Source organism: Brucella anthropi, assembly GCF_046630315.1.
In the GTDB taxonomy this organism is placed as follows: Bacteria; Pseudomonadota; Alphaproteobacteria; order Rhizobiales; family Rhizobiaceae; genus Brucella; species Brucella anthropi_A.
Genome location: NZ_LQBD01000036.1, coordinates 83,507 through 103,980, shown reverse-complemented (window position 1 = coordinate 103,980; position 20,474 = coordinate 83,507). Strand labels below are relative to the sequence as shown.

Genomic DNA, 20,474 nt, shown 5'->3' with positions numbered 1-20,474 from the left:
TTCGGCTGCGCGACTATTTTCCCTTTTACCCCAAATCCGCACATTCTGAATTGACAAGCAAGGTTCATACCAGTTTTCATTCAGCCTGGCCGGAACATGTGGTTCATGGCGGTGGGCAGGGGTAAAACGGGGAGATAACGCGTCGCATGGCTTTGTCGCCCAAGCTCGATTTTCGTCAATCGCAATCGCTGGTGATGACACCGCAGCTGATGCAGTCGATCCGGCTGTTGCAGATGACGCATGTGGAGCTTGAACAGTTTCTCGACGGTGAAATCGAAAAAAATCCGCTGCTGGATCGAATTGAGGCAGCCAATGACGATTTTTCGAGCGGGGAGCCTGTGCGGGAAAGTGCCGAAACCGGCGGTGACGATCCCGCATCCGACGAGATGTCCGACAGCGACTGGTTCAGGACGGATGCTTCGGATGATGCTGAAAATCTCTCATCGACTTTCGACAGTTCGCTGGAAAACATTTTTCCCGACGATCCGGGGCGTTTTGACGAGATTGGCCCCGATCTGGCTGCGCAATGGAAATCGTCCTCCGGCGACGGCTATGTTTCAGGCGGCGGTTATGACATCGATCAGGTTACGGCAAGCCGCGTTTCGCTGAGCGAACATGTGGCCGAACAGATCGCGCTCACCTTCTCCGCTACGGCAGACCGGTTCATCGCGACGGCACTTGCCGACGCGCTGGACGAGAGCGGCTATCTGCGTATCGATAGTGTCGCGCTTGCCCGGAATCTGGGCGTTGAAACGACCGCGATCGAGCGCATTCTGGCAATAATGCAAGGCTTTGATCCGGCGGGTCTTTTTGCGCGCGACCTGCGGGAGTGCCTGGCGATACAATTGCGCCTCAAGGATCGTTTCGATCCGGCCATGGAGGCGCTGGTCGACAATCTCGACCTTCTGGCGCGGCGCGATTTCGCGACGCTCAAGAAGCTGTGCGGCGTCGATCAGGCCGATATTCTCGACATGCTGACCGAAATCCGCATGCTTGACCCGAAGCCCGGTGCATTGTTTGAGGTCTCCGTCGCCGATGCCATCGTGCCGGATGCGCTGGTGACGCCCTCGCGCGACGGTGGCTGGATGATCGAACTCAATCCAGCCGCAATGCCGCGTCTCATCGTCAACAATGAATATTATGCGGAGGTGAGCGCTTCCGTGAAGGCCGAGGAAAAAGCGTTTCTGTCGGACTGCATGCAGACGGCAAGCTGGCTCCTGCGCAGCCTCGACCAGCGTGCGCGCACAATCCTCAAGGTCACGCAGGAAATCGTCCGGCAGCAGGATGGTTTTCTGCGCCATGGCGTGACCCATTTGAAGCCGCTCAACCTGCGCATCGTGGCCGACGCTGTCGGCATGCATGAATCGACCATCAGCCGCGTGACCGCGAACAAATTCATGGCCACGCCGCGCGGCGTGTTTGAACTGCGTTATTTCTTCACCGCCTCCATCGCTTCATCCGAGGGCGGCGACGCCCATTCCTCGGAGAGCGTGCGCCATCGCATCCGCCAGATGATTGACGCTGAAAAGCCCGACGACGTGCTCTCCGATGACGCCATTGTGGATGCATTGAAGAAGGACGGTGTGGATATCGCGCGAAGAACGGTCGCAAAATATAGGGAATCGATGAATATTGCTTCATCGGTTCAGCGCAGGCGTGAAAAGAAGGCGAGAGTCTCCGCTTCCTGATTGCGTCGCCGGAATGGTCCCGCAGATTGCGCTGCCAAGGGACTGTTTTAAATTACAGATTGTACCTCTGGAGCTTTATTCCCGTATTTGAATGGGGAGGAATGCTCTAAAATTTTGGATCTGCAACCCTGCTCATTCAGAAAAACGCGACGTCGGTTTTTGAGAAGAACAGCATTGCAGGCCAGCCAACTGGCAGGAGGACCAATTGACAAGCGCCAATTCACCCAATAGAAGCCCGGCTCGCGCTGCGGCATATATCCGGGCCCCCCGAGTGGTTCTGTGATAGGCTGCGAGCGTGCGTTGGCGTGATGTCGACAAAAGCGGAATTGAAGCATGCCGCCCAAAAGCGGGAACCGGTTTTGGGCTGAAAATATGGATCGGGCGTTTCCAGCGAATGCATGTTGGCGGTCATGCCCGGTCTTGTGACTGTAATTTCTGGAAGAAATTGCGGTTGTTCCTATGCTTGAAGGAAGGGCAATGTGGCGCTCCGGGGAAACCTGGGCCGGAAAAAATCCGGCAACGGACCGGCTACTGGGGCGTTATATAAAAGAGCGATGTGCGGCAACCATCCCGCTGAGGGGCTATTGATTGGAGCAGCCAGGATTTCAAGGCGTTTTTGGAAGGTGTTTCAACACCTTGCACGAAACTGCGCCTTTAAGGACTGCCTGCACCGTGACCGTAGTTGGAAAACGCACAGGACGAAAAGCATCTTTGATGCTGGTTCGCTTTGCGCTTCGCTCGCCTTGTGATTAGACTGAGTCCTGTGGTGTAACGCAAATGAGGTGTGCCAAATGACTCTGCGTGTATCTGGAAAGCATATGGACGTCGGTGAAGCTTTCACAACCCGGATCGTTGATCGGGTGAACGAGGCTGTCGGCAAATATTTCGATCATGGCTTTTCCGGACAGGTTACGGTCACCAAGTCCGGTTCGCGTTTCAGTGCAGATTGCACCTTGCACCTCGATAGCGGTGCAACCCTGCAAAGCACTGGCGATGCGCAGGACCCGCAGCTGGCTTTCGAAGCGGCGGCGGACAAGATCGAAACCCGCCTTCGCCGCTACAAGCGTCGCCTGAAATCGCGCCCGGCTACGCAGCCGGATGCGATCTATGACGACATTGCATATCGTGTTATGGCACCGCTGCCGGAGGAAGAGGAGGATCTTCCGGCGGATTACGCGCCGACCATCGTTGCGGAATCGTCCGTCGCCCTGCGCACCATGTCGGTGGCATCGGCGGTCGTGGAACTGGATCTGATCGAGAATCCGGTTCTGGTATTCCGCAATGCCGGCAATGATGAAGTTAACATCGTCTACCGTCGCGCGGACGGCAATATCGGCTGGGTCGATCCATCGATGGTCACCCGCCAGGCCGCGCCACGCGCCTGACGGCAAACCTGAAGCGCACGCTGCGGATCGCGATTGGGCGGCCGCGTGCGCTTCCCAAAACCGGGCCGCAAAGGCCTGATTGAAGAAGGAACGGAGAGAATGGATCTTAGTGATCTGATTCAGCCCGGGGCGATTATCCCGGCGCTGAAAGCCAGCTCCAAAAAGCAGCTTTTGCAGATTTTGTCTGAGAAGGCTGCGGAACTGACCGGTCTCCCTGAGCGTGAAGTTTTCGAAACAGTTCTCCAGCGTGAGCGCCTTGGTTCCACCGGGGTAGGAAACGGCGTTGCCATTCCGCATGGCAAGCTGGCGAACATCAACAAAATAGCCGGAATCTTCGCTCGTCTGGAAACCCCGGTCGATTTCGAGGCGCTGGACGATCAACCTGTCGATCTTGTTTTTCTGCTTCTCGCGCCGGAAAATGCCGGCGCGGATCATCTCAAGGCTCTTTCGCGCATCGCCCGTATGCTGCGCGATGCCGACACTGTTGCCAAACTGCGCGGCACACATGACGCGCAGGCGCTTTATTCATTCCTGACCGCTCAGCCGACGTCCAACGCGGCTTAAGGTCAAACAGAGCATTTTCGAGCCCAAAGCGCGAAGCGATTTTGGCTCGAAAATGCGTAAAATCAAAGGAATAGAGTGGTTCCACGATTGTGTTTAATCGGAACCGCTCGCGTTTCTCGTAAACAAAACCGCCGTTCGAACTCGAATGGCGGTTTTGTGCGTTCATGGAAACGATTTGCAGGGAAGGAAACAATTCCGGCAGAAGCGTATTTCTGCCTGAAGATGATCTGCGGCGCTTGCGCGCGGAAGTGCGATACCGGCGGGCCGGTATCGCAGCGAACCTTAATGCAGCATCACCGTGCGCAGTTCATGGTCTTGTGCGCCCTGCAACGCGGTGGCGCGAACATCGGAAAGCACGATTGGCTCGCCGCTGGCGCCGAAAAGCGCCCAGAGTTCAAGGCCCGGCTCGATCGGTGGGAGGGCAGGGAAGCTGCGGGCAAGGTCATCTGAACGGATCTTGCGCACATAGGCAACTTCACCTTCGCCGAGATGGGCGAATTCATTTTCGGTGAATATGTGTCTGTTCATGGTCTTAGCCTCCATTTCGTCGGCATGTCATTTGCGACCATGCCGCATCAGAGCTTCACGTCTTCAATATAGCGGATTGTGCTGAACAAAAACTGAACAAGATCAGTCTTTCACCGCTATGTTGATTCGCTTGATCAGCCGCTCGGGCTCCGGACGGTCGAGATCGATGGCCAGAAGACCATTTTTCAGATCGCAACCGAGAACCCGCATCCCGTCTGCCAGAACGAAAACGCGCTGGAACTGCCGGGCAGCAATGCCGCGATGCAGAAATTCGCGCTCGGTATCGTCGGTCTGGCGGCCACGGATGACGAGCTGATTGTCTTCCGTCATGACTTCGAGGTCATCGCTGGAGAAGCCGGCCACCGCCAGGGTGATGCGCAGGCGTTCGGAACCCGTCTCGCCGCGCAGGCGTTCAATATTGTAGGGCGGATAACCGTCGCCGGATTTTGCGATCCGTTCCAGCGTCTTTTCCATCGTATCGAATCCGAGCAGCAGAGGGCTCGAAAACGGCGTCATTCTTGTCATTGCATCAGTCCTTGATGAGAAGCGACCGTAATGAGGAGAACCCTTACGGCGTATCTCCCCGCTAACTGATATGGCTTGTGAAAAGCCGGACTTCAAGGGCCAATCCGGATTCCTTCGTTACAGGGTAAAACGAAGTTCGGGTGCAAGATACCCGGCAATATTGGGGTGTTGCTAATGCATGTCTCCCAAAAGTGTGACCCGGTTTTCGGATAAGATATGCGTAAAAAACAAACGGTAGAGCGCCGATCTGATTCAATCAGATCGAAACGCGCTCTATCGGCGTGCTTCCGCAAGTGCTGCGCCGAAAGCGCTGGCAAAGCTTTCGCGATCGTCCGGGGAGAGGAAGTTTCCGATCGCGACAGTTTTTTCACGGCTTTCGACGCTCATGCCGGTGATGCCGATATCCGGCTTGCGGGCGACCTTGAAGCGCGTCCAGAACGGATGGAAGCGATGCGCGGTCATCTTGCCGGAGGCCGCATATTTGCGAATATGCAGGGCCGAGCGCGATACGGAGATTTCCTCGCGCGCGCGGGCCGCATGGTAATTCCAGCGAAAGGCCAGATAAATCAGCAGCACGTCGAGGCCGAAAAATCCGAAGATCGGCCAGGCGCCGATGGACCAGAAAAGAATGCCGACGAACATCCAGCAGCCGATCAGGGCGCCCATCAGGATGATGAAGCCTGTCCGCCCCAGTGAACGATAGGGGGTGAGCAGGGCTTCGAAAATGGGTTTGTCGAACCGGTCCGGTTCCGCGCCGTCTGGATGGTGCATGGTTTTCAGGTCAATTTGCAGGAGGGGAAGGGGCCTGCGTCAAGCTGCTGATTGTTTTGTCGATAGGGAAACCATTATAGAGGCGAAATGGAAAAGGCCAAAATCAAATCGCCCGTGAGTGCTTCTCCCGCCGCACCGCGCCCGCGTCGTGTGCGCGGCACGCTTTATACGGCGGATGAAATTCATGAGATATTTCGCCGTTTTTCGATCCAGCGGCCGGAGCCGAAGGGCGAGCTCGAACATGTGAATGCGTTTACGCTTCTTGTCGCCGTCGTTTTGTCGGCACAGGCCACCGATGCCGGGGTCAACAAGGCGACCCGTGGGCTCTTTGCCGCCGCCGATACGCCGCGGAAAATGCTGGCTCTCGGCGAGGAGAAGGTCGGCGACTATATTCGCACCATCGGTCTTTGGCGCAACAAGGCGAAGAACGTCATTCTCCTGTCGGAAGCCTTGATCCGCGATCATGGCGGAGACGTGCCGGGCGACCGGGACGAACTGGTGAAGCTGCCGGGCGTTGGCCGCAAGACGGCGAATGTGGTGCTGAACATGGCTTTCGGCCAGCCGACGATGGCGGTGGATACGCATATCCTGCGCATCGGCAACCGGATCGGCCTTGCGCCCGGCAAAACGCCGGAGGCAGTCGAAGCCGTTCTGGTGCGGGTCATTCCCGCGGAATACATGCTTCATGCCCATCACTGGCTGATCCTGCATGGGCGCTATGTGTGCAAGGCGCGCAAGCCGGACTGCGAGAAATGCGTGATTGCCGATATCTGCAAATATCCGGCGAAGACCTGCGATATCCCCGCGCCGCTTATCCCCTTGCCGCCGCAGGTGTGAGTGCGGCCTCCCGCCGCGCGATGGCCTTGTGCAGATGGACCATCATCGTGGCGGCAAAAAGCGGGGTCAGAAGATTGACGATGGGGATCGCCATGAAACCTGCAATCAGCAGCCCGGCCAGAAAGACCGTCAGGCCATAATGTGACCGGAGCGCCCTGGCCTCTGCTTCGGATCGGTAGCGCATGGCTGCAAACTCGAAGAATTCCCGTCCGAGCAGATAGGCGTTGATGACGAAGAATGCGATCAGGTTGACGCCGGGTATGAACAGCATGAACAAGGCAATGATGTTGCCAAGGATGACGGTGCCGAGGAACTTCAGCGAAACGACGATGGAGCGGCCGGTCGGCAAGGGTGTGCCGGGGGGATCGGCCGGATAATCCTCCCGCTCGACCACATCGGCCACGTCATCGAGAAACAGGCCGGCCACAAGTGCGGTAACGGGCGCGATCATCAATGCCAGCACAAGCGCCAGGCCAAGGCCCGCGACAATGGCGGCGACGATGCCGAGCCAGCCTGCCCATTCCGGCATGCCGGGCAGGATCTGCTCCATCCATGGCCAGGCGAAAGTAAAAAAGATTTGACGGACCGCGGCCCAAAGGCCGACCAGCAGCAGAAGCGTCAGGCCGAGCGTCTTCCAGAAAACCGCGCGCAATTCCGGCGTGGTCAGGCGTTTCAGGGCCTTCAAGGCAGCATCCAAGATCATTTTCGCCCCAATTGCGACTGTGGACGAGGATGGACATAGGTATGCCTGCGGCCTGGCGCAAGCCGCACTACCCACAATGCGGGAGGCTTGCAGGGTAGCCAAAGGGGATGCAAACGGCTAAACCGGCACGCACATGACTGCCGCATATCCGGCTCGAAGCATGTCGTGGAAAGGCGCATAGCGGCTTTTCGATAACGATCTGCGCCTGGCGGACAGGAGACGAATCAAAAGGGGAGCTTCTCGCACTCATGGCCACATTCGACGTTCTTTGCATTGGCAATGCCATTGTCGACATTCTTTCGCGCACCGATGACGCATTTCTGGAAACGAACGGCATCGTCAAGGGTGCGATGAACCTGATCGATGCGGAGCGTGCGGAGCTGCTCTACCGCCGGATCGCCGGTCCGGCGACGGAAATGTCGGGCGGCAGTGCCGGAAACACGGCTGCGGGCGTCGCGAGCCTCGGTGGGCGTTCAGCCTATTTCGGCAAGGTGGCGACCGACCATCTGGGGCGTGTTTTCGCGCATGATATCCGCGCGCAGGGCGTTGCCTTCGATACGCGCCCGCTGGAAAAAGGCTCTCCCACCGCCCGCTCCATGATTTTTGTCACCCCGGACGGGGAGCGCTCGATGAACACCTATCTCGGCGCCTGCGTGGAACTGGGGCCGGAAGACGTCGAAACCTCCAAGGTCGCCGATGCGAAAGTGACTTATTTCGAAGGCTATCTCTGGGATCCGCCGCGCGCCAAGGAAGCCATCGTCATGGCATCGAAGATCGCGCATGAGAAAAACCGCAAGATGGCGATGACGCTGTCCGATCCATTCTGCGTGGACCGATATCGCGAGGAGTTTCTGCAACTCATGCGCTCGCGCACGGTCGATATCGTCTTTGCCAATGAGGAAGAGGCCAAGTCGCTCTACAAGACGAAATCGCTGGAAACGGCGATTGCCTCCATGCGCATGGATTGTGCGCTGTCGATCGTCACCCGCTCGGAAAAAGGCGCCATCGTCGTCACGCCAAACCAGACCCTGACTGTCCCGGCCATTGAAATCGATGCGCTGGTCGACACGACCGGGGCGGGCGATCTCTACGCGGCCGGTTTCCTTTACGGCTATACGAAGGAGCGTTCGCTTGAGGATTGCGCCCGTCTGGGCTCATTGGCGGCAGGGCTCATCATCCAGCAGATGGGGCCGCGCCCGCAGATCAGCCTGCAGGCTGCCGCAAGCCAGGCCGGGCTTGCATAAAGTCATTCCGGCCTGATGATCCGGTCGCGCTGAAGCTCTTCTTCCGTGCGTCCGGGGCGGCTTTTATAAACTGGCAGTGTCCAGCCGAAATAAAGCGCGCCGCCGCGAATGACAAACGCGGTCAAGGCGGCGGCAATGGCGCATAGGGCCGGCTCGACCTGCAACCAGGCAAGCAGGACATAAAGACACGCACCGGCAAGCGAAGCCGTGACATAGATTTCGCGGCGCATCAGGACGGAAGGCTCGCCCGCCACCATGTCACGCAATATGCCGCCGAGCGTCGCCGTGGAAATGCCGGTGACGATGGCGACGGAAGGCCCAAAGCCGAGCGCCAGCCCCTTGGCCGCACCCAATACCGTATAGGCGGCCATGCCGATGGCATCGAGCCAGAGCAGGACCCGGTAGCGCGATTCAACCAGATGCGCCGTGAAATAGACGAAGATGGCAGCCAGCGTGCCTGCCAGCAGATAAGATGGTTCCACAACCCAGAAAACCGGGGCGCCCAGCACGAGATCGCGAAAAGTTCCGCCGCCGATACCGGTGATATTGGCGAGGAAAAGAAAGCCGATAATGTCGAGCTGGCGACGCGACGCGGCAAGGGCGCCGGTCGCAGCGAAAACGAAAACGCCTGCGAAGTTCAAAAACTCGGGGATCGTCACGCTGCCGGCCTCCTTCATACATCCAGTGACAATTTTTCACCAGTTTGCAGCAATAGCAATATTGACCGCATTGCAAAGCGGGCCGCAGATACGAAAAGAGCGGCAGACAAAGCCGCCGCTCAGCTTCATTGCTTATGGCTGAAATCAGGCGTTGCTCTCGGACGTTGCCCCGCCATTGTCGGCATTTGCCTTCGGACCGCCCTTTGAAACCCCGACCATGGCGGGGCGCAGAACGCGGTCGCCAATGGCATAACCATCCTGCACGACCTGCACGACGGTGTTGTTCGGCAAATCCGGGTTCGGCACTTCGAACATGGCCTGGTGGAAATTCGGGTCGAACTTCTGGCCTTCCGGCTCCAGTTTCTTGACGCCATGACGCTCCAGCGCTTGCAGCATGGCGCGTTCGGTCATTTCCACGCCGTCTGCAAGCGATTTCAGGCTTGCATCCGTCGCCAAGGCATCGGCGGGAATAGCTTCGAGCGCACGGCGCAGATTGTCGGAAACCGACAGCATGTCGCGGGCAAAATTGGTCACGGCATAGGTGCGCGCATCCTGCACGTCGCGCTGGGTGCGTTTGCGCAGGTTTTCCATCTCGGCCGCCGCACGCAGCAGCTGGTCCTTCAACTCGCCATTGTCGGCTTCGAGCATGGCGATCCTGTTTGCGGTTTCATCCACCGCCGCTTCGGCCTCGTCTTCGGCGGCTTCCGCGCGCGCCTCTGCCTTGCGCGCCTTCAGAAAGTCGTCGGCAGCCCGGTTCAGCGCCTCACGATCCCGGGGATTGTTGATGTCGCGCTGCTCAAGATCGGGATTCTGGGATTTGTTCTTTTCGTCAGCCATGATGCTACTTCCGTCTTGAATGTCTTCTGGGGCGGATATCGAGTTTCATGCCAGTAAAATCAAGGTCTATTTTCAGGGACTTGGTTTGTCCCGGCAAGTCTCACAGTTACCGCAGGAGCCGGGATACGATCTGGGCGGTATAATCCACCATCGGTACGATCCGCGCATAATTGAGCCGCGTCGGCCCGATGACTCCCAGCGCACCAATAACCCGTTGCTCGCTGTCGCGATAGGGGGCGACCACGAGCGATGAGCCGGAAAGGGAGAAAAGCTTGTTCTCCGAGCCGATGAAGATGCGCACTCCCGAGCCTGCTTCGGCCAGATCGAGAAGCTGGACCATACCGTCCTTGGTCTCAAGGTCATCAAAGAGATGGCGCAGGCGCTCTATGTCCTCCTGCGCGTGGATGTTTTCCAGAAGATTGGCGCGCCCGCGCACGATCAGCCGGGCGGGCTGGTCCGTTCCGGCCCCGCTCCACACCGCCAGCCCCTGCGCAACCAGTTCCTGCGACAGCTGGTCGAGTTCCTGCCGGGTTTCTTCCGTCAGCTTCTTCAGTTCGGCCTTGGCTTCGGAAAGCGTATGGCCGTGAATATGCGCATTGAGAAAATTCGACGCCTCGACAAGCTGCGACGCGCTGATGCCGACCGGCAGATTGACGACCCGGTTTTCCACATCGCCATTCTGCATGACCAGCACGGCAAGCGCGCGTGTCGGTTCGAGACGAACGAATTCGATATGTTTCAGCGCCCCTTCCGCCTTGGTGGCAAGCACGAGGCCCGCCCCGCGCGAAAGACCTGAAAGAACCTGGCTTGCCTCGGTCAGCACGCTTTCGACCGAATTGTTCGTTCCGGCGGAGCGGACCTGGGCCTCAATAGAGGAGCGCTCCTCCGGCGGCAGGTCGCCCACTTCCAGAAACGCATCGACAAAGAAGCGCAGGCCGATTTGCGTCGGCAGGCGTCCGGCCGAGATATGCGGTGCATAGATGAGGCCCAGATGCTCAAGATCGCTCATCACATTGCGGATGGTCGCAGGCGAAAGCGTATGCGGCAGAAGCCGCGACAGGTTGCGCGAGCCGAGCGGATCGCCATCATTCAGATAGCTTTCCACGATCAGCCGGAAAATATCGCGTGAACGCTGGTCGAGCGAACTTAGAAGCTGGTGTTCCGGCGGTTTCATCATATTATGGTCGCGAACCCTAGAAATAGCATAGGTCAAATATAAGGTGGCAAGCCAAAGCGTCAAAGCCTTTAGGCTATAGTGACAGGCCTCTCAACATCTCTGTCGGTTTTTCAGCCTTTCTATTTATGTGCGGAAACCCTAAAAAGCCGCACGGAAACAATGAATCGAGGAATTCTTTATGCGTCCATCCAAGCGTGCGGCTGACGAAATGCGTGCCGTTTCCTTTGAACGCGGCATCTCCAAACATGCCGAAGGCTCCTGCCTCGTCAAGTTTGGCGATACGCATGTGCTTTGTACCGCAAGCCTTGAGGAAAAGGTTCCGGGCTGGATGCGCAACACCGGCAAGGGCTGGGTGACGGCGGAATATGGCATGCTGCCGCGTTCGACCGGCGACCGCATGCGCCGCGAAGCCGCCGCAGGCAAGCAGGGCGGGCGCACGCAGGAAATCCAGCGCCTGATCGGCCGCTCCTTGCGCGCGGTCGTGGACATGCAGGCGCTCGGCGAAGTGCAGATCACGGTGGACTGCGATGTCATCCAGGCCGATGGCGGCACGCGCACGGCGGCCATCACCGGCGGCTGGGTGGCGCTGCATGAATGCCTGCGCTGGATGGAAGCGCGCCAGATGGTGCGCGTCGAGAAGGTTCTGAAAGACCACATCGCCGCGATTTCCTGCGGTATTTATGAGGGCGAGCCGGTGCTCGATCTGGATTATGCCGAAGATTCGGTCGCCGAGACCGACAGCAATTTCGTGATGACCGGCAAGGGCGGAATTGTCGAGATTCAGGGAACGGCAGAAGGCGCTCCCTTCTCGGAAGAAGAATTCGCCAGCCTGATGAAGCTTGCACGCGGCGGCATCGATCGTCTTGTGTCGTTGCAGAAGATGGCGGTGGCCTGAGCCTGAGAGCCTGAATCAAAAAAGCTGTTTGCAGCCGCACAGGACGACTTTTGGAACAGGTTCTGATAGGACAGAGCCTGCTCCATCTCAATGAGGAGACCTGATCCATGCGCGCTGCACGCATTCTTGAAACCGCGCTCTATGTGCGCGATGTTGCCGAGGCGATAGCGTTCTATCGCGGCACGATGGGGCTGGAGCCGGTCGGGAAAGTCAGTGAACGCAATGCATTTTTCCGTTGCGGCGATGGCATATTGCTTCTCTTCAAGGCGGAAGAGACATTGAAGCCTCCGCTGCCCGGACATTTGCCCGTGCCGCCCCATGGCACGCACGGTCCCGGCCATGTCTGTTTTGCCGCAAGCCGGGAGGAGATGGAGGGCTGGCGGAAACATCTGGAACGACATGGCGTCGCCATTGAGGCCGAGTTCGATTGGCCCAATGGCGCGCATTCGATTTATTTCCGTGATCCATCCGGTAATTCGCTGGAGATTGCCGAGCCGCGCCTATGGGGCTAAAACCCCTTCTCAAAACGCTTTTGGAATTGACCGGACTGGGAACTGAAAATGAGAAAACTGGAAAAGGGCAAGCTGATCGTTGCCTCGCACAATGCAGGCAAGCTCAAGGAATTTGACGGTCTGATCGGCCCGTTCGGTTTCGAGGTCAGCTCGGTTGCCGCTCTCGGTCTTCCCGAGCCCGATGAAACGGGCACGACATTTGAGCAAAACGCCTATATCAAGGCGCTCGCGGCTGCCGAGGCAACCGGATTGCCCGCCTTGTCCGATGATTCCGGCATGATGGTCGATGCGCTCGACGGCGATCCCGGCGTCTATACGGCAAACTGGGCCGAAACCGCGGACGGCTCGCGCGATTTCGACATGGCGATGCAGAAGGTCGAGAACCTGCTGCGGGAAAAGGGCGCCGTTGAACCGCAGCAACGCAAGGCACGGTTTGTATCGGTCATCTGCCTTGCCTGGCCGGATGGCGAGGCGGAATATTTCCGCGGTGAAGTTGAAGGCGCGATTGTTTGGCCACCGCGCGGCACGACCGGCTTCGGTTTTGACCCGATCTTCCTGCCGGACGGCCATGAGAAAACCTTTGGCGAAATGACCGCCGATGAGAAACATGGCTGGAAGCCGGGGGATGCTTCGGCCCTGTCGCACCGCGCCCGCGCTTTCAAGCTTTTTGCCGAAAAGGCGCTCAACGTGGTATCGGCGCCCGCGAAATGAACAGGCTGTTTCCCCCTTTGCAGGCGAAAAATGCCACCGGCACGTACCCCATCACGCGTGCCAATGGGGAAACCGCGTTTGGCGTTTATGTGCACTGGCCGTTCTGCCTGGCCAAATGCCCCTATTGCGACTTCAACAGCCATGTACGTCACAAGCCGGTGGATCAGGCGCGCTTTACGCAAGCCTTTCTCCGCGAGATGGAAACGCTGCGGGAGCGCACCGGGCCGCGCACCGTGACCAGCATTTTTCTGGGCGGCGGCACACCGTCGCTGATGCAGCCGGAAACGGTTGGCGCGCTTCTCGATGGCATTGCCTCGCATTGGTCTGTTGCGCCTGACATCGAAGTGACGCTGGAAGCCAATCCGACAAGCGTGGAAGCCGACCGTTTTCGCGGCTATCGCGCGGCGGGCGTCAATCGCGTATCGCTCGGCATTCAGGCACTGAACGATCCCGATCTGCGCCGTCTCGGGCGCATGCATTCGGTGGAAGAGGCAAAGGCCGCCATCCGCCTGGCGCGCGAGATTTTCCCGCGCCTGTCCTTCGACCTGATCTATGCGCGGCCGGGCCAGACAATCGAGGCCTGGCGGGAGGAACTGAAAGAGGCCATCGGGCTTGCCGCCGATCATCTGTCGCTCTACCAGCTGACGATCGAGGAAGGCACGCAATTCTATAATCTCTGGAAGGCGGGCAAGCTGACCACGCCGGAGCCGGATCACGCCGCAGCGCTTTATGAGGAAACGCAAAGGGTGACGGCGGAACATGGTCTTCCCGCCTATGAGATTTCCAATCATGCCGTGCCGGGGCGCGAGTCGCAGCATAATCTGGTCTATTGGCGCTATGGACAATATGTGGGCATCGGCCCCGGTGCGCATGGGCGTTTCGTGGAAAACGATGTGCGCACGGTGACCATGACCGAAAAACACCCGGAAACCTGGCTGGACAAGGTCGAACGCAGCGGCCACGGCATTATCGAGGAGGAATATCTCGATGGCGGGCAGGAGGGCGACGAGTTCCTGATGATGGGCCTGCGCCTGCGCGAAGGTATCGATCTTGCCCGCTATGAACGGCTTTCCGGCCATGCGATAGACGAGAAGCGACTGGCGAAACTGATTGCCGAAGGCATGATCGAGCCGATGGGCGGCAGCATCATTCGCGCAACGCCGGACGGTGCGCTGGTGCTGGATGCGCTGGTCGCTGATCTCGCGGCATAAAGGATAAGCAATGACTGATGATACGGGCGACGCACGGCGGGAATATGTGGTGGGCGGCACGACCATGCGCGCTCGTCCACTGGAGCCTGCACTTTACATCGTCTCCACGCCAATCGGCAATCTTGGCGACATGACGCTGCGCGGGATCGAAACGCTGGCTTCCGTCGATATTCTGGCCTGTGAAGATACACGCGTGACCCGTGTTCTGCTCGACCGTTATGGCATAGCGCGCCGCCCCGTCAGCTATCACGAGCACAATGCCGCCGAGGCCGGAGAAAAGCTGATCGCGGCGCTGACGGCGGGCAAAAGCGTTGCGCTGGTGTCGGATGCGGGCACGCCGCTCGTCTCCGATCCGGGCTTTCGTCTGGTGGGCGAAGCGCGCGAGGCGGGTATTCGCGTTGTTCCCATTCCCGGCGCTTCCGCCGTTCTGGCAGCCCTTGCCGCTTCGGGCCTGCCGACCGATGCCTTCATGTTCTGCGGCTTCCTGCCGTCGAAACACGGACAAAAACAGGCGAAGCTTGAAAGCCTCAAGGGCATCGATGCGACGCTGGTGTTCTATGAATCGCCAAACCGGACTGCAGCAACGCTTGCCGAAATGGCGCAAGTATTCGGGCCGGATCGTCCGGGCGCGCTTTGCCGCGAACTGACCAAGGCCTATGAGACCATCCGCACCGCGCCGCTCGGCGAGCTTGCAGCGGAATTCGACGGCGAGGATCGCATTCGCGGTGAAGTCGTTCTGCTGGTCGGGCCGCCGACGGGCAACACCATTCCGCAAAGCGAGGAGGATATCGACAGGCTGCTTCTGTCGCTTGCCGCCGAATTGCCGCCATCCAAGGCCGCAGGCGAGGCGGCGCGCATGACCGGCGGTCAGAAATCGGTTTTCTATCAGCGCCTCATGCAACTGAAATCGGATCAGCGATGACCGATTTCCGCGAGAAAAAGCGAACGGCTTTCTTTCGCGGACACAGCGCCGAACGCATGGCCGCTCTGGCGCTTCTTCTGAAAGGATTTCGCATCGTTGCGCGGCGCTATCGCACACGGCTCGGCGAAATCGATCTGATTGCGCGGCGCGGCAATCTGGTGCTCATCGTCGAGGTCAAGGCGCGCAGCAGCCTGGAAGCGGCGCATTGCGCCGTCACGCCGGATGCCATGCGGCGCATCGAAGCCGCAGCCGATCTCTGGCTGCAACGCCAGCCCGACCATGCCCGCCTGTCGCTGCGTTTCGACCTGATTGCCGTGCTGCCGCGCCGGTGGCCGAAACATGTCCCGGCATTCTTCACAAGCGGCAACAACTTGTAAGCCCATGTAAATCCTATAAAAATTGTGGGGTATATTGGCGCGGTTGCGGGGAATGAAAATCCTGCAAATCGTGTTTTGGAGAAAAAGTGATGCGCGGCGCGATTTTCGCGCGCAAGCGCGTTTCTTATAAAATTGCGCCGCTCAAAGGATAATGGCGCCATCTTAAAAGGATGGTGCTCATGTCTTTTTCGCAGAAGCGTCTGCTGGCTGATTTTCCTGCCTTCTTCCGGGTGTCGGAAGAGGTGGTTGTCGTCGTCGGCGGTGGCGAGGAAGCACTCAACAAGGCGCGCCTTGTGGCACAGACATCCGCGCGCCTTCGCATCATTGCCGAGGAAACGGAGCATCATCTGGCCGATTTCATCGCAAGCCACGGCGCGGAGCATATTGCAGCACCTTTCGCGCAGGAGCATGTCGCGGGCGCAAGGCTCGTTTTCGTGGCGACCGGCGATGAGGCGCAGGATCGCGCTGTTGCTGCCATGGTGAAGGCTGAGAAGATCCCGGTCAATGTCGTTGACCGCCCGGCGCTCTGCGATTTCCTGACGCCAGCCATCGTCAACCGCGCGCCACTGACGATTGCCATCGGCTCGGAGGGAAGCGCCCCGGTTCTGGCGCAGATGGTGCGCGCGCGTATCGACGCCGCCTTCTCGCCGCGCCTTGGCGAGCTTGCGCATTTTGCCGAAAGCTGGCGCCCGCGGGTCGAGCGTGCCCTGCCCAGGGGGCTGGCGCGCAGGAGCTTCTGGCGCGGGTTCTTTTCGGGCCGCGTTGCCAGGGCAATCGAAAATGGCAACCACGCGGAAGCCGACAAAGCCGCGAACGCGCTGATTGAACAACGCAACAATGCCGCCGGTTATGTCTGGCTGGTCGGTGCCGGTCCGGGCGCGGAAGACCTTCTGACCTTGCGCGCGCACCGCGCACTGATGGAGGCCGATGTCATCGTGCATGATGCGCTGGTGCCGGAAGGCGTGATCGCCATGGGCCGCCGCGATGCCGAGCGCCTTGCCGTCGGCAAGCGCAAGGGCTGCCATTCCAAAAGCCAGGAAGAGATCAACCGTCTGCTGGTTTCGCTCGGGCAGCAGGGCAAGCGCGTCGTGCGGCTGAAATCCGGCGATCCGCTGGTGTTCGGGCGCGCGGGCGAGGAAATGGCGGCGCTGCGTGCCGCCGGTATCGGTTTCGAAATCGTGCCGGGCATCACGTCGGCCTTTGCCGCCGCAGCCGATATGGAGCTGCCGCTGACGCTGCGCGGTGTCGCGTCGTCGCTGGTGTTCACCACCGGCCATGACATGACGGGCGATGTGCTGCCGGGCTGGGCAAAGCTTGCCGTCTCCGGTGCGACCATCGCCGTCTATATGGGCTCGACGGTCGCCGCATCGGTTGCCGCGCGGCTGATTGGCGCGGGCCTGCATGAAGATACCGCCGTGGCGGTGGTGGAAAATGCCAGCCGGCGGGACAAGCGCCTGTTCCATGGGACATTGAAGGATCTGCCGGAACTGGAAAACCGCAAGGAGCTTTCCGGTCCGGTCATGGTGATCATTGGCGATGCGGTCGCCGGTGCCGCAATCGATAAAGCCGAAGCATTGGCCCTCAGGCCGGTTTCCGTCGCAGCCTGAACCCGTGGATGCGGGTAACAAAAGTTTGGAGTTTGGAAATGGTTGTAAAAGTTCTCACCGCAAACCGGCTGATCGACGGGCAGGCTGTGTGGCTCAGCGCCGATGGCTCCTGGCAGGAAACAATCGACGGCGCGCTGGTTGCCCGCCATGCCGAGGCCGTCGAGGCTCTTGAAGATGCGGGCAAGGTGGCCGCAAAAGCCAATCTGGTCGTGGATGTGAATGTGATCGATGTCGAGGAGCGCGCCGAGGGGCTTTACCCCATCCGCCTGCGCGAACGCATCCGCCTTTCCGGCCCGACCATCGTGACCTTCGGCGATCTGCCGCTCGAAAAGCCTGAATTGAAGCGCGCCTCCTGAATTTGGATTGAACCATGTACCGTTATGATGAATTCGACCGCGATTTTGTTGCGGCCCGTGTTGCCCAGTTCAAGGATCAGGTCGAGCGCCGGCTGTCGGGCGAACTGACGGAAGACCAGTTCAAGCCGCTGCGCCTGATGAACGGCCTTTATCTGCAATTGCACGCCTATATGCTGCGCGTGGCAATTCCCTATGGCACGCTGTCGAGCCGCCAGCTGCGCAAGCTTGGCCACATTGCCCGCGTTTATGATCGCGGCTTCGGTCATTTCACCACGCGCCAGAACATCCAGTACAACTGGCCTGCCTTGAAGGACGTGCCGCGTATTCTGGAAGAACTGGCGGAGGTCGAGATGCATGCCATCCAGACCTCCGGCAATTGCATTCGCAACGTGACCGCCGATCATTTCGCGGGCGCAGCCAGCGACGAGGTGGCCGATCCGCGCCCGTTCGCGGAAATCCTGCGGCAATGGTCGTCGCTGCATCCGGAGTTTTCCTATCTGCCGCGCAAGTTCAAGATCGCCATCGTCGGTTCGGAGCATGACCGCGCCGCGATCCAGGTGCATGATATCGGCTTGCAGTTGAGGAAGAACGAGGCAGGCGATCTGGGACTGGCCGTCTATATTGGCGGCGGTCAGGGCCGCACGCCCATGGTGGCGAAGAAGATTCGCGATTTCCTGCCCATCGAGGACATGCTGACCTATGTGACGGCGATCGTGCGCGTCTATAATCTGCATGGCCGTCGCGACAACAAATACAAGGCCCGCATCAAGATTCTCGTCCATGAAACCGGCGTCGAGGAACTGACCCGCGAGATCGATGCCGAGTGGGAAGAAATCCGTGACAGTGAGCTGAAGCTGCCGCAGCGCGATATCGATGCCATTGAAAGCTATTTCCGCATGCCCGACCTGCCGCAACGGCCGGAGGGCTGGGAAGTGCTGGCGGTGACGCAGAAGGCCGACGCGGCATTTGCAAGCTGGGTGGCGCGCAATGTCACGCCGCACAAGCACCCGGATTATGCCGTCGTCACCATTTCGCTCAAACCCATTGGCGGCATTCCGGGCGATGCAAGCGCGGAGCAGATGGAACGGGTGGCCGCAATTGCCGAAACCTATTCCTTCGATGAAATCCGCGTCAGCCACGAGCAGAATCTGGTTCTGCCGCATGTGGCCAAGGCCGATCTCGCAGCCGTTTACGATCTCCTGCAACTGGACGGTCTGGTGACGCCCAATGCCGGTCTCATCACCGACATCATCGCCTGCCCCGGCCTCGATTATTGCGCGCTTGCCAATGCACGCTCCATCCCGGTGGCGCAGCGCATTTCCGAACGTTTTGGCGACCAGCGGCGCCAGATCGAAATCGGCGATCTCAAGATCAAGATTTCCGGCTGCATCAATGCCTGCGGCCATCACCATGTCGGCCATATCGGTATTCTGGGCGTCGAGAAAAAGGGCGAGGAACTCTACCAGATCACGCTTGGCGGTTCGGCGGATGAGCAGTCGGCCATTGGTGAAATCACCGGGCGCGGCTTCTCGTCGGAAGATGTGGTGGATGCCATCGAAACCATTGTCGACACCTATCTCACCTTGCGTGAAAGCCCTGGGGAAACCTTCCTCGCCGCCTATCGGCGCGTCGGCATGGAGCCGTTCAAACGCGCGCTTTATGGAGAAATAAGCCGTGCGGCCTGATGCTGAACAAAGCGCTGCCGCCGAAGCCCGCCTTCTGGAGGCAAGCCACGGCGCGTCTTCCCCGCAGGAGGTGATTGCGCTCGCCACGCGCCAACTCTACGAGGGCCGGATTGCGGTCGTGTCTTCCTTCGGGGCGGAATCGGCGGTGCTTCTGCACATGATTTCGCAAATCGATCCGGCGACCCCGGTTCTTTTCCTCGATACGGGCAAGCATTTTCGGGCGACGCTCGATTATCGTCACGATCTGGTGGACCGGCTGGGATTGACGAGTGTGCAGGACATTTCGCCCGTCGAGGCAAGCCTCAAAAGCGAAGACCCGTTCGGCGCTCTGTCCATGACCGACAAGGACCGCTGCTGCTTCATCCGCAAGGTCGAGCCGATGGCGCGTGCCGTCGCGCCCTATCGGGCCTGGATGACCGGCCGCAAGCAGTTTCAGGCATCGACACGCGAAAGCCTGCCAACGTTCGAATCGGTCGGCCCGCGCATCCGCATCAATCCGCTGGCGCGCTGGCAGGCGGCGGACTTGAAGGCCTATGCCGAAAAGCATGATCTGCCGCCGCATCCGCTCACCGCGCAAGGCTACCGGTCCATCGGCTGCATGCCCTGCACGCGGCCCGTGAGCGACGGCGAGGATCAGCGGGCAGGCCGCTGGGCCGGATCGGAAAAGACGGAATGCGGCATCCATCTGACTGGCCTTGCCGACAGCCTGAAAAATCTTGGAGCAGATGACCGCAAATGAGCGATATCCACGAAACCAAACTCTGGTCTGCCGATGGCTTTCGCGAAGACGATTATGTCTTCGCCGACGATCTTGAAACGGCGGGCGATGCGCCTGCGATCATTATTCCGCTCTCCGTCTGGCTCGGCCTGGATGAGGAGCGCCGCCGCGCCTCCAACCGCCGGATCGGCGTTTCTGTCGCGCCGGGTGAAGCCATCGAACCGCTGCTGGCTGATCTTGAAAACCTGCCGCTAATCGCCTTGCAGTTCCCGGCCTTCGGCGACGGGCGCTCCTATTCCAAGGCCGAGATTTTGCGCCGTGAAGGATTTATGGGTGAGTTGCGCGCGGTTGGCGACGTGCTGATCGATCAGGCCGCCTTGATGCTGCGCACCGGTTTCGACACATTGCAGGTGACGAACAAGGTTGCGCAGGCCCGCCTTCATGAAAACCGTCTCGTCGATACGCCCGGCTATTATCAGCCGGGGCGCGGTTCCGTACCGGAAGTAGGTGGGTTTGCGTGGCGTCGCGTCAAGGCGGGCTGAATTTCGCCCCTGAGCGTCTG

Annotated in this window: 23 protein-coding genes; 16 read left to right on the top strand and 7 right to left on the bottom strand. The window is 59.5% G+C overall.

Going from position 1 to position 20,474, the window contains the following annotated elements; translation table 11 throughout:
* The first annotated feature begins 146 nt into the window (after positions 1-146).
* The 3 genes from rpoN (at position 147) to ptsN (ending at position 3,637) form a co-directional block, all read left to right on the top strand.
* Entirely contained in the window at positions 147-1,688 is a 1,542-nt protein-coding gene (gene rpoN, locus AVM02_RS16365; RefSeq protein WP_411507977.1) for an RNA polymerase factor sigma-54, read from the top strand.
* A 791-nt stretch (positions 1,689-2,479) separates the two neighbouring features.
* On the top strand, positions 2,480-3,073 hold the full coding sequence (gene hpf / locus AVM02_RS16360) for a ribosome hibernation-promoting factor, HPF/YfiA family (protein WP_411507976.1): 594 nt from the start codon (positions 2,480-2,482) through the stop codon (positions 3,071-3,073).
* A 99-nt stretch (positions 3,074-3,172) separates the two neighbouring features.
* A complete protein-coding gene (gene ptsN, locus AVM02_RS16355) occupies positions 3,173-3,637 on the top strand; it encodes a PTS IIA-like nitrogen regulatory protein PtsN (RefSeq protein ID WP_411508058.1) in 465 nt (154 codons plus the stop codon).
* A gap of 282 nt (positions 3,638-3,919) precedes the next feature.
* Here ptsN and AVM02_RS16350 read toward each other — a convergent pair whose 3' ends face one another.
* The 3 genes from AVM02_RS16350 to AVM02_RS16340 all read right to left on the bottom strand — a co-directional run bounded on the left by AVM02_RS16350 (position 3,920) and on the right by AVM02_RS16340 (position 5,461).
* The gene (locus AVM02_RS16350) at positions 3,920-4,165 is read right to left on the bottom strand and encodes a DUF1150 family protein (protein WP_010658006.1); all 246 of its coding nucleotides are present in this window, start codon (positions 4,163-4,165) and stop codon (positions 3,920-3,922) included.
* A gap of 102 nt (positions 4,166-4,267) precedes the next feature.
* Positions 4,268-4,690, bottom strand: coding sequence for an Hsp20 family protein (locus tag AVM02_RS16345; RefSeq protein WP_006470903.1), 423 nt, complete (start codon positions 4,688-4,690; stop codon positions 4,268-4,270).
* Between the two features lie 273 nt (positions 4,691-4,963).
* Positions 4,964-5,461, bottom strand: coding sequence for a DUF2244 domain-containing protein (locus AVM02_RS16340; RefSeq protein ID WP_411507975.1), 498 nt, complete (start codon positions 5,459-5,461; stop codon positions 4,964-4,966).
* An 87-nt stretch (positions 5,462-5,548) separates the two neighbouring features.
* On the opposite strand from AVM02_RS16340, the gene nth reads away from it, so the two are divergent.
* The gene (gene nth, locus AVM02_RS16335; protein WP_411507974.1) at positions 5,549-6,298 is read left to right on the top strand and encodes an endonuclease III; all 750 of its coding nucleotides are present in this window, start codon (positions 5,549-5,551) and stop codon (positions 6,296-6,298) included.
* On the opposite strand, the gene AVM02_RS16330 is transcribed toward nth, so the two are convergent.
* Positions 6,273-7,001: a sulfate transporter family protein gene (locus tag AVM02_RS16330; protein ID WP_411507973.1), complete on the bottom strand. Its 729-nt coding sequence runs from the start codon at positions 6,999-7,001 to the stop codon at positions 6,273-6,275. The genes nth and AVM02_RS16330 overlap by 26 nt on opposite strands.
* 248 nt (positions 7,002-7,249) lie before the next feature.
* Here AVM02_RS16330 and AVM02_RS16325 point away from each other — a divergent pair, with 248 nt between their 5' ends.
* Positions 7,250-8,245: an adenosine kinase gene (locus AVM02_RS16325; protein ID WP_411507972.1), complete on the top strand. Its 996-nt coding sequence runs from the start codon at positions 7,250-7,252 to the stop codon at positions 8,243-8,245.
* 2 nt (positions 8,246-8,247) lie between these two features.
* On the opposite strand, the gene AVM02_RS16320 is transcribed toward AVM02_RS16325, so the two are convergent.
* From AVM02_RS16320 to hrcA, 3 genes are all read right to left on the bottom strand, one after another.
* Complete coding sequence (locus AVM02_RS16320) at positions 8,248-8,904, bottom strand: trimeric intracellular cation channel family protein (RefSeq protein ID WP_411507971.1); 657 nt, start codon at positions 8,902-8,904, stop codon at positions 8,248-8,250.
* 144 nt (positions 8,905-9,048) lie between these two features.
* Entirely contained in the window at positions 9,049-9,741 is a 693-nt protein-coding gene (gene grpE / locus AVM02_RS16315) for a nucleotide exchange factor GrpE (protein WP_411507970.1), read from the bottom strand.
* Between the two features lie 106 nt (positions 9,742-9,847).
* Positions 9,848-10,918: a heat-inducible transcriptional repressor HrcA gene (gene hrcA, locus AVM02_RS16310; protein WP_411507969.1), complete on the bottom strand. Its 1,071-nt coding sequence runs from the start codon at positions 10,916-10,918 to the stop codon at positions 9,848-9,850.
* A gap of 178 nt (positions 10,919-11,096) precedes the next feature.
* Between hrcA and rph the strand changes: the two genes are divergently transcribed.
* From rph to AVM02_RS16255, 11 genes are all read left to right on the top strand, one after another.
* The gene (rph, locus tag AVM02_RS16305) at positions 11,097-11,813 is read left to right on the top strand and encodes a ribonuclease PH (protein WP_006465898.1); all 717 of its coding nucleotides are present in this window, start codon (positions 11,097-11,099) and stop codon (positions 11,811-11,813) included.
* Positions 11,814-11,920: 107 nt separating this feature from the next.
* Positions 11,921-12,325: a VOC family protein gene (locus tag AVM02_RS16300; RefSeq protein WP_411507968.1), complete on the top strand. Its 405-nt coding sequence runs from the start codon at positions 11,921-11,923 to the stop codon at positions 12,323-12,325.
* Positions 12,326-12,373: 48 nt separating this feature from the next.
* Entirely contained in the window at positions 12,374-13,036 is a 663-nt protein-coding gene (gene rdgB / locus AVM02_RS16295) for an RdgB/HAM1 family non-canonical purine NTP pyrophosphatase (protein ID WP_411507967.1), read from the top strand.
* Positions 13,033-14,247 (top strand): radical SAM family heme chaperone HemW, encoded by a 1,215-nt coding sequence (gene hemW / locus AVM02_RS16290; protein WP_411507966.1) that lies wholly within the window; start codon positions 13,033-13,035, stop codon positions 14,245-14,247. Before rdgB ends, hemW begins: the two co-directional genes overlap by 4 nt.
* A gap of 10 nt (positions 14,248-14,257) precedes the next feature.
* Positions 14,258-15,169 (top strand): 16S rRNA (cytidine(1402)-2'-O)-methyltransferase, encoded by a 912-nt coding sequence (gene rsmI / locus AVM02_RS16285; RefSeq protein ID WP_411507965.1) that lies wholly within the window; start codon positions 14,258-14,260, stop codon positions 15,167-15,169.
* Positions 15,166-15,546 (top strand): YraN family protein, encoded by a 381-nt coding sequence (locus tag AVM02_RS16280; RefSeq protein ID WP_411507964.1) that lies wholly within the window; start codon positions 15,166-15,168, stop codon positions 15,544-15,546. The genes rsmI and AVM02_RS16280 overlap by 4 nt, the downstream gene beginning before the upstream one ends.
* Positions 15,547-15,716: 170 nt before the next feature.
* Complete coding sequence (gene cysG / locus AVM02_RS16275; RefSeq protein WP_411507963.1) at positions 15,717-17,153, top strand: siroheme synthase CysG; 1,437 nt, start codon at positions 15,717-15,719, stop codon at positions 17,151-17,153.
* A 38-nt stretch (positions 17,154-17,191) separates the two neighbouring features.
* Entirely contained in the window at positions 17,192-17,509 is a 318-nt protein-coding gene (locus AVM02_RS16270) for a DUF2849 domain-containing protein (RefSeq protein ID WP_411507962.1), read from the top strand.
* Positions 17,510-17,523: 14 nt separating this feature from the next.
* Entirely contained in the window at positions 17,524-19,194 is a 1,671-nt protein-coding gene (locus AVM02_RS16265; RefSeq protein WP_411507961.1) for a nitrite/sulfite reductase, read from the top strand.
* The gene (locus AVM02_RS16260) at positions 19,184-19,933 is read left to right on the top strand and encodes a phosphoadenylyl-sulfate reductase (protein ID WP_411507960.1); all 750 of its coding nucleotides are present in this window, start codon (positions 19,184-19,186) and stop codon (positions 19,931-19,933) included. The genes AVM02_RS16265 and AVM02_RS16260 overlap by 11 nt, the downstream gene beginning before the upstream one ends.
* Entirely contained in the window at positions 19,930-20,454 is a 525-nt protein-coding gene (locus AVM02_RS16255; protein WP_411507959.1) for a DUF934 domain-containing protein, read from the top strand. The genes AVM02_RS16260 and AVM02_RS16255 overlap by 4 nt, the downstream gene beginning before the upstream one ends.
* Positions 20,455-20,474: the final 20 nt, after the last annotated feature.

What these genes read in the sequence shown, in the direction of transcription:
- AVM02_RS16345 (WP_006470903.1), bottom strand. Translation starts at nt 4,690, where the DNA reads ATGACAAGAATGACGCCGTTTTCGAGCCCTCTGCTGCTCGGATTCGAT.
- hrcA (WP_411507969.1), bottom strand. Translation starts at nt 10,918, where the DNA reads ATGATGAAACCGCCGGAACACCAGCTTCTAAGTTCGCTCGACCAGCGT.
- AVM02_RS16350 (WP_010658006.1), bottom strand. Translation starts at nt 4,165, where the DNA reads ATGAACAGACACATATTCACCGAAAATGAATTCGCCCATCTCGGCGAA.
- AVM02_RS16255 (WP_411507959.1), top strand. Translation starts at nt 19,930, where the DNA reads ATGAGCGATATCCACGAAACCAAACTCTGGTCTGCCGATGGCTTTCGC.
- ptsN (WP_411508058.1), top strand. Translation starts at nt 3,173, where the DNA reads ATGGATCTTAGTGATCTGATTCAGCCCGGGGCGATTATCCCGGCGCTG.
- rpoN (WP_411507977.1), top strand. Translation starts at nt 147, where the DNA reads ATGGCTTTGTCGCCCAAGCTCGATTTTCGTCAATCGCAATCGCTGGTG.
- AVM02_RS16340 (WP_411507975.1), bottom strand. Translation starts at nt 5,461, where the DNA reads ATGCACCATCCAGACGGCGCGGAACCGGACCGGTTCGACAAACCCATT.
- rph (WP_006465898.1), top strand. Translation starts at nt 11,097, where the DNA reads ATGCGTCCATCCAAGCGTGCGGCTGACGAAATGCGTGCCGTTTCCTTT.
- cysG (WP_411507963.1), top strand. Translation starts at nt 15,717, where the DNA reads ATGGTGCTCATGTCTTTTTCGCAGAAGCGTCTGCTGGCTGATTTTCCT.
- AVM02_RS16280 (WP_411507964.1), top strand. Translation starts at nt 15,166, where the DNA reads ATGACCGATTTCCGCGAGAAAAAGCGAACGGCTTTCTTTCGCGGACAC.
- hpf (WP_411507976.1), top strand. Translation starts at nt 2,480, where the DNA reads ATGACTCTGCGTGTATCTGGAAAGCATATGGACGTCGGTGAAGCTTTC.
- AVM02_RS16265 (WP_411507961.1), top strand. Translation starts at nt 17,524, where the DNA reads ATGTACCGTTATGATGAATTCGACCGCGATTTTGTTGCGGCCCGTGTT.
- AVM02_RS16270 (WP_411507962.1), top strand. Translation starts at nt 17,192, where the DNA reads ATGGTTGTAAAAGTTCTCACCGCAAACCGGCTGATCGACGGGCAGGCT.
- AVM02_RS16300 (WP_411507968.1), top strand. Translation starts at nt 11,921, where the DNA reads ATGCGCGCTGCACGCATTCTTGAAACCGCGCTCTATGTGCGCGATGTT.
- rdgB (WP_411507967.1), top strand. Translation starts at nt 12,374, where the DNA reads ATGAGAAAACTGGAAAAGGGCAAGCTGATCGTTGCCTCGCACAATGCA.
- AVM02_RS16330 (WP_411507973.1), bottom strand. Translation starts at nt 7,001, where the DNA reads ATGATCTTGGATGCTGCCTTGAAGGCCCTGAAACGCCTGACCACGCCG.
- rsmI (WP_411507965.1), top strand. Translation starts at nt 14,258, where the DNA reads ATGACTGATGATACGGGCGACGCACGGCGGGAATATGTGGTGGGCGGC.
- grpE (WP_411507970.1), bottom strand. Translation starts at nt 9,741, where the DNA reads ATGGCTGACGAAAAGAACAAATCCCAGAATCCCGATCTTGAGCAGCGC.
- hemW (WP_411507966.1), top strand. Translation starts at nt 13,033, where the DNA reads ATGAACAGGCTGTTTCCCCCTTTGCAGGCGAAAAATGCCACCGGCACG.
- AVM02_RS16325 (WP_411507972.1), top strand. Translation starts at nt 7,250, where the DNA reads ATGGCCACATTCGACGTTCTTTGCATTGGCAATGCCATTGTCGACATT.
- nth (WP_411507974.1), top strand. Translation starts at nt 5,549, where the DNA reads ATGGAAAAGGCCAAAATCAAATCGCCCGTGAGTGCTTCTCCCGCCGCA.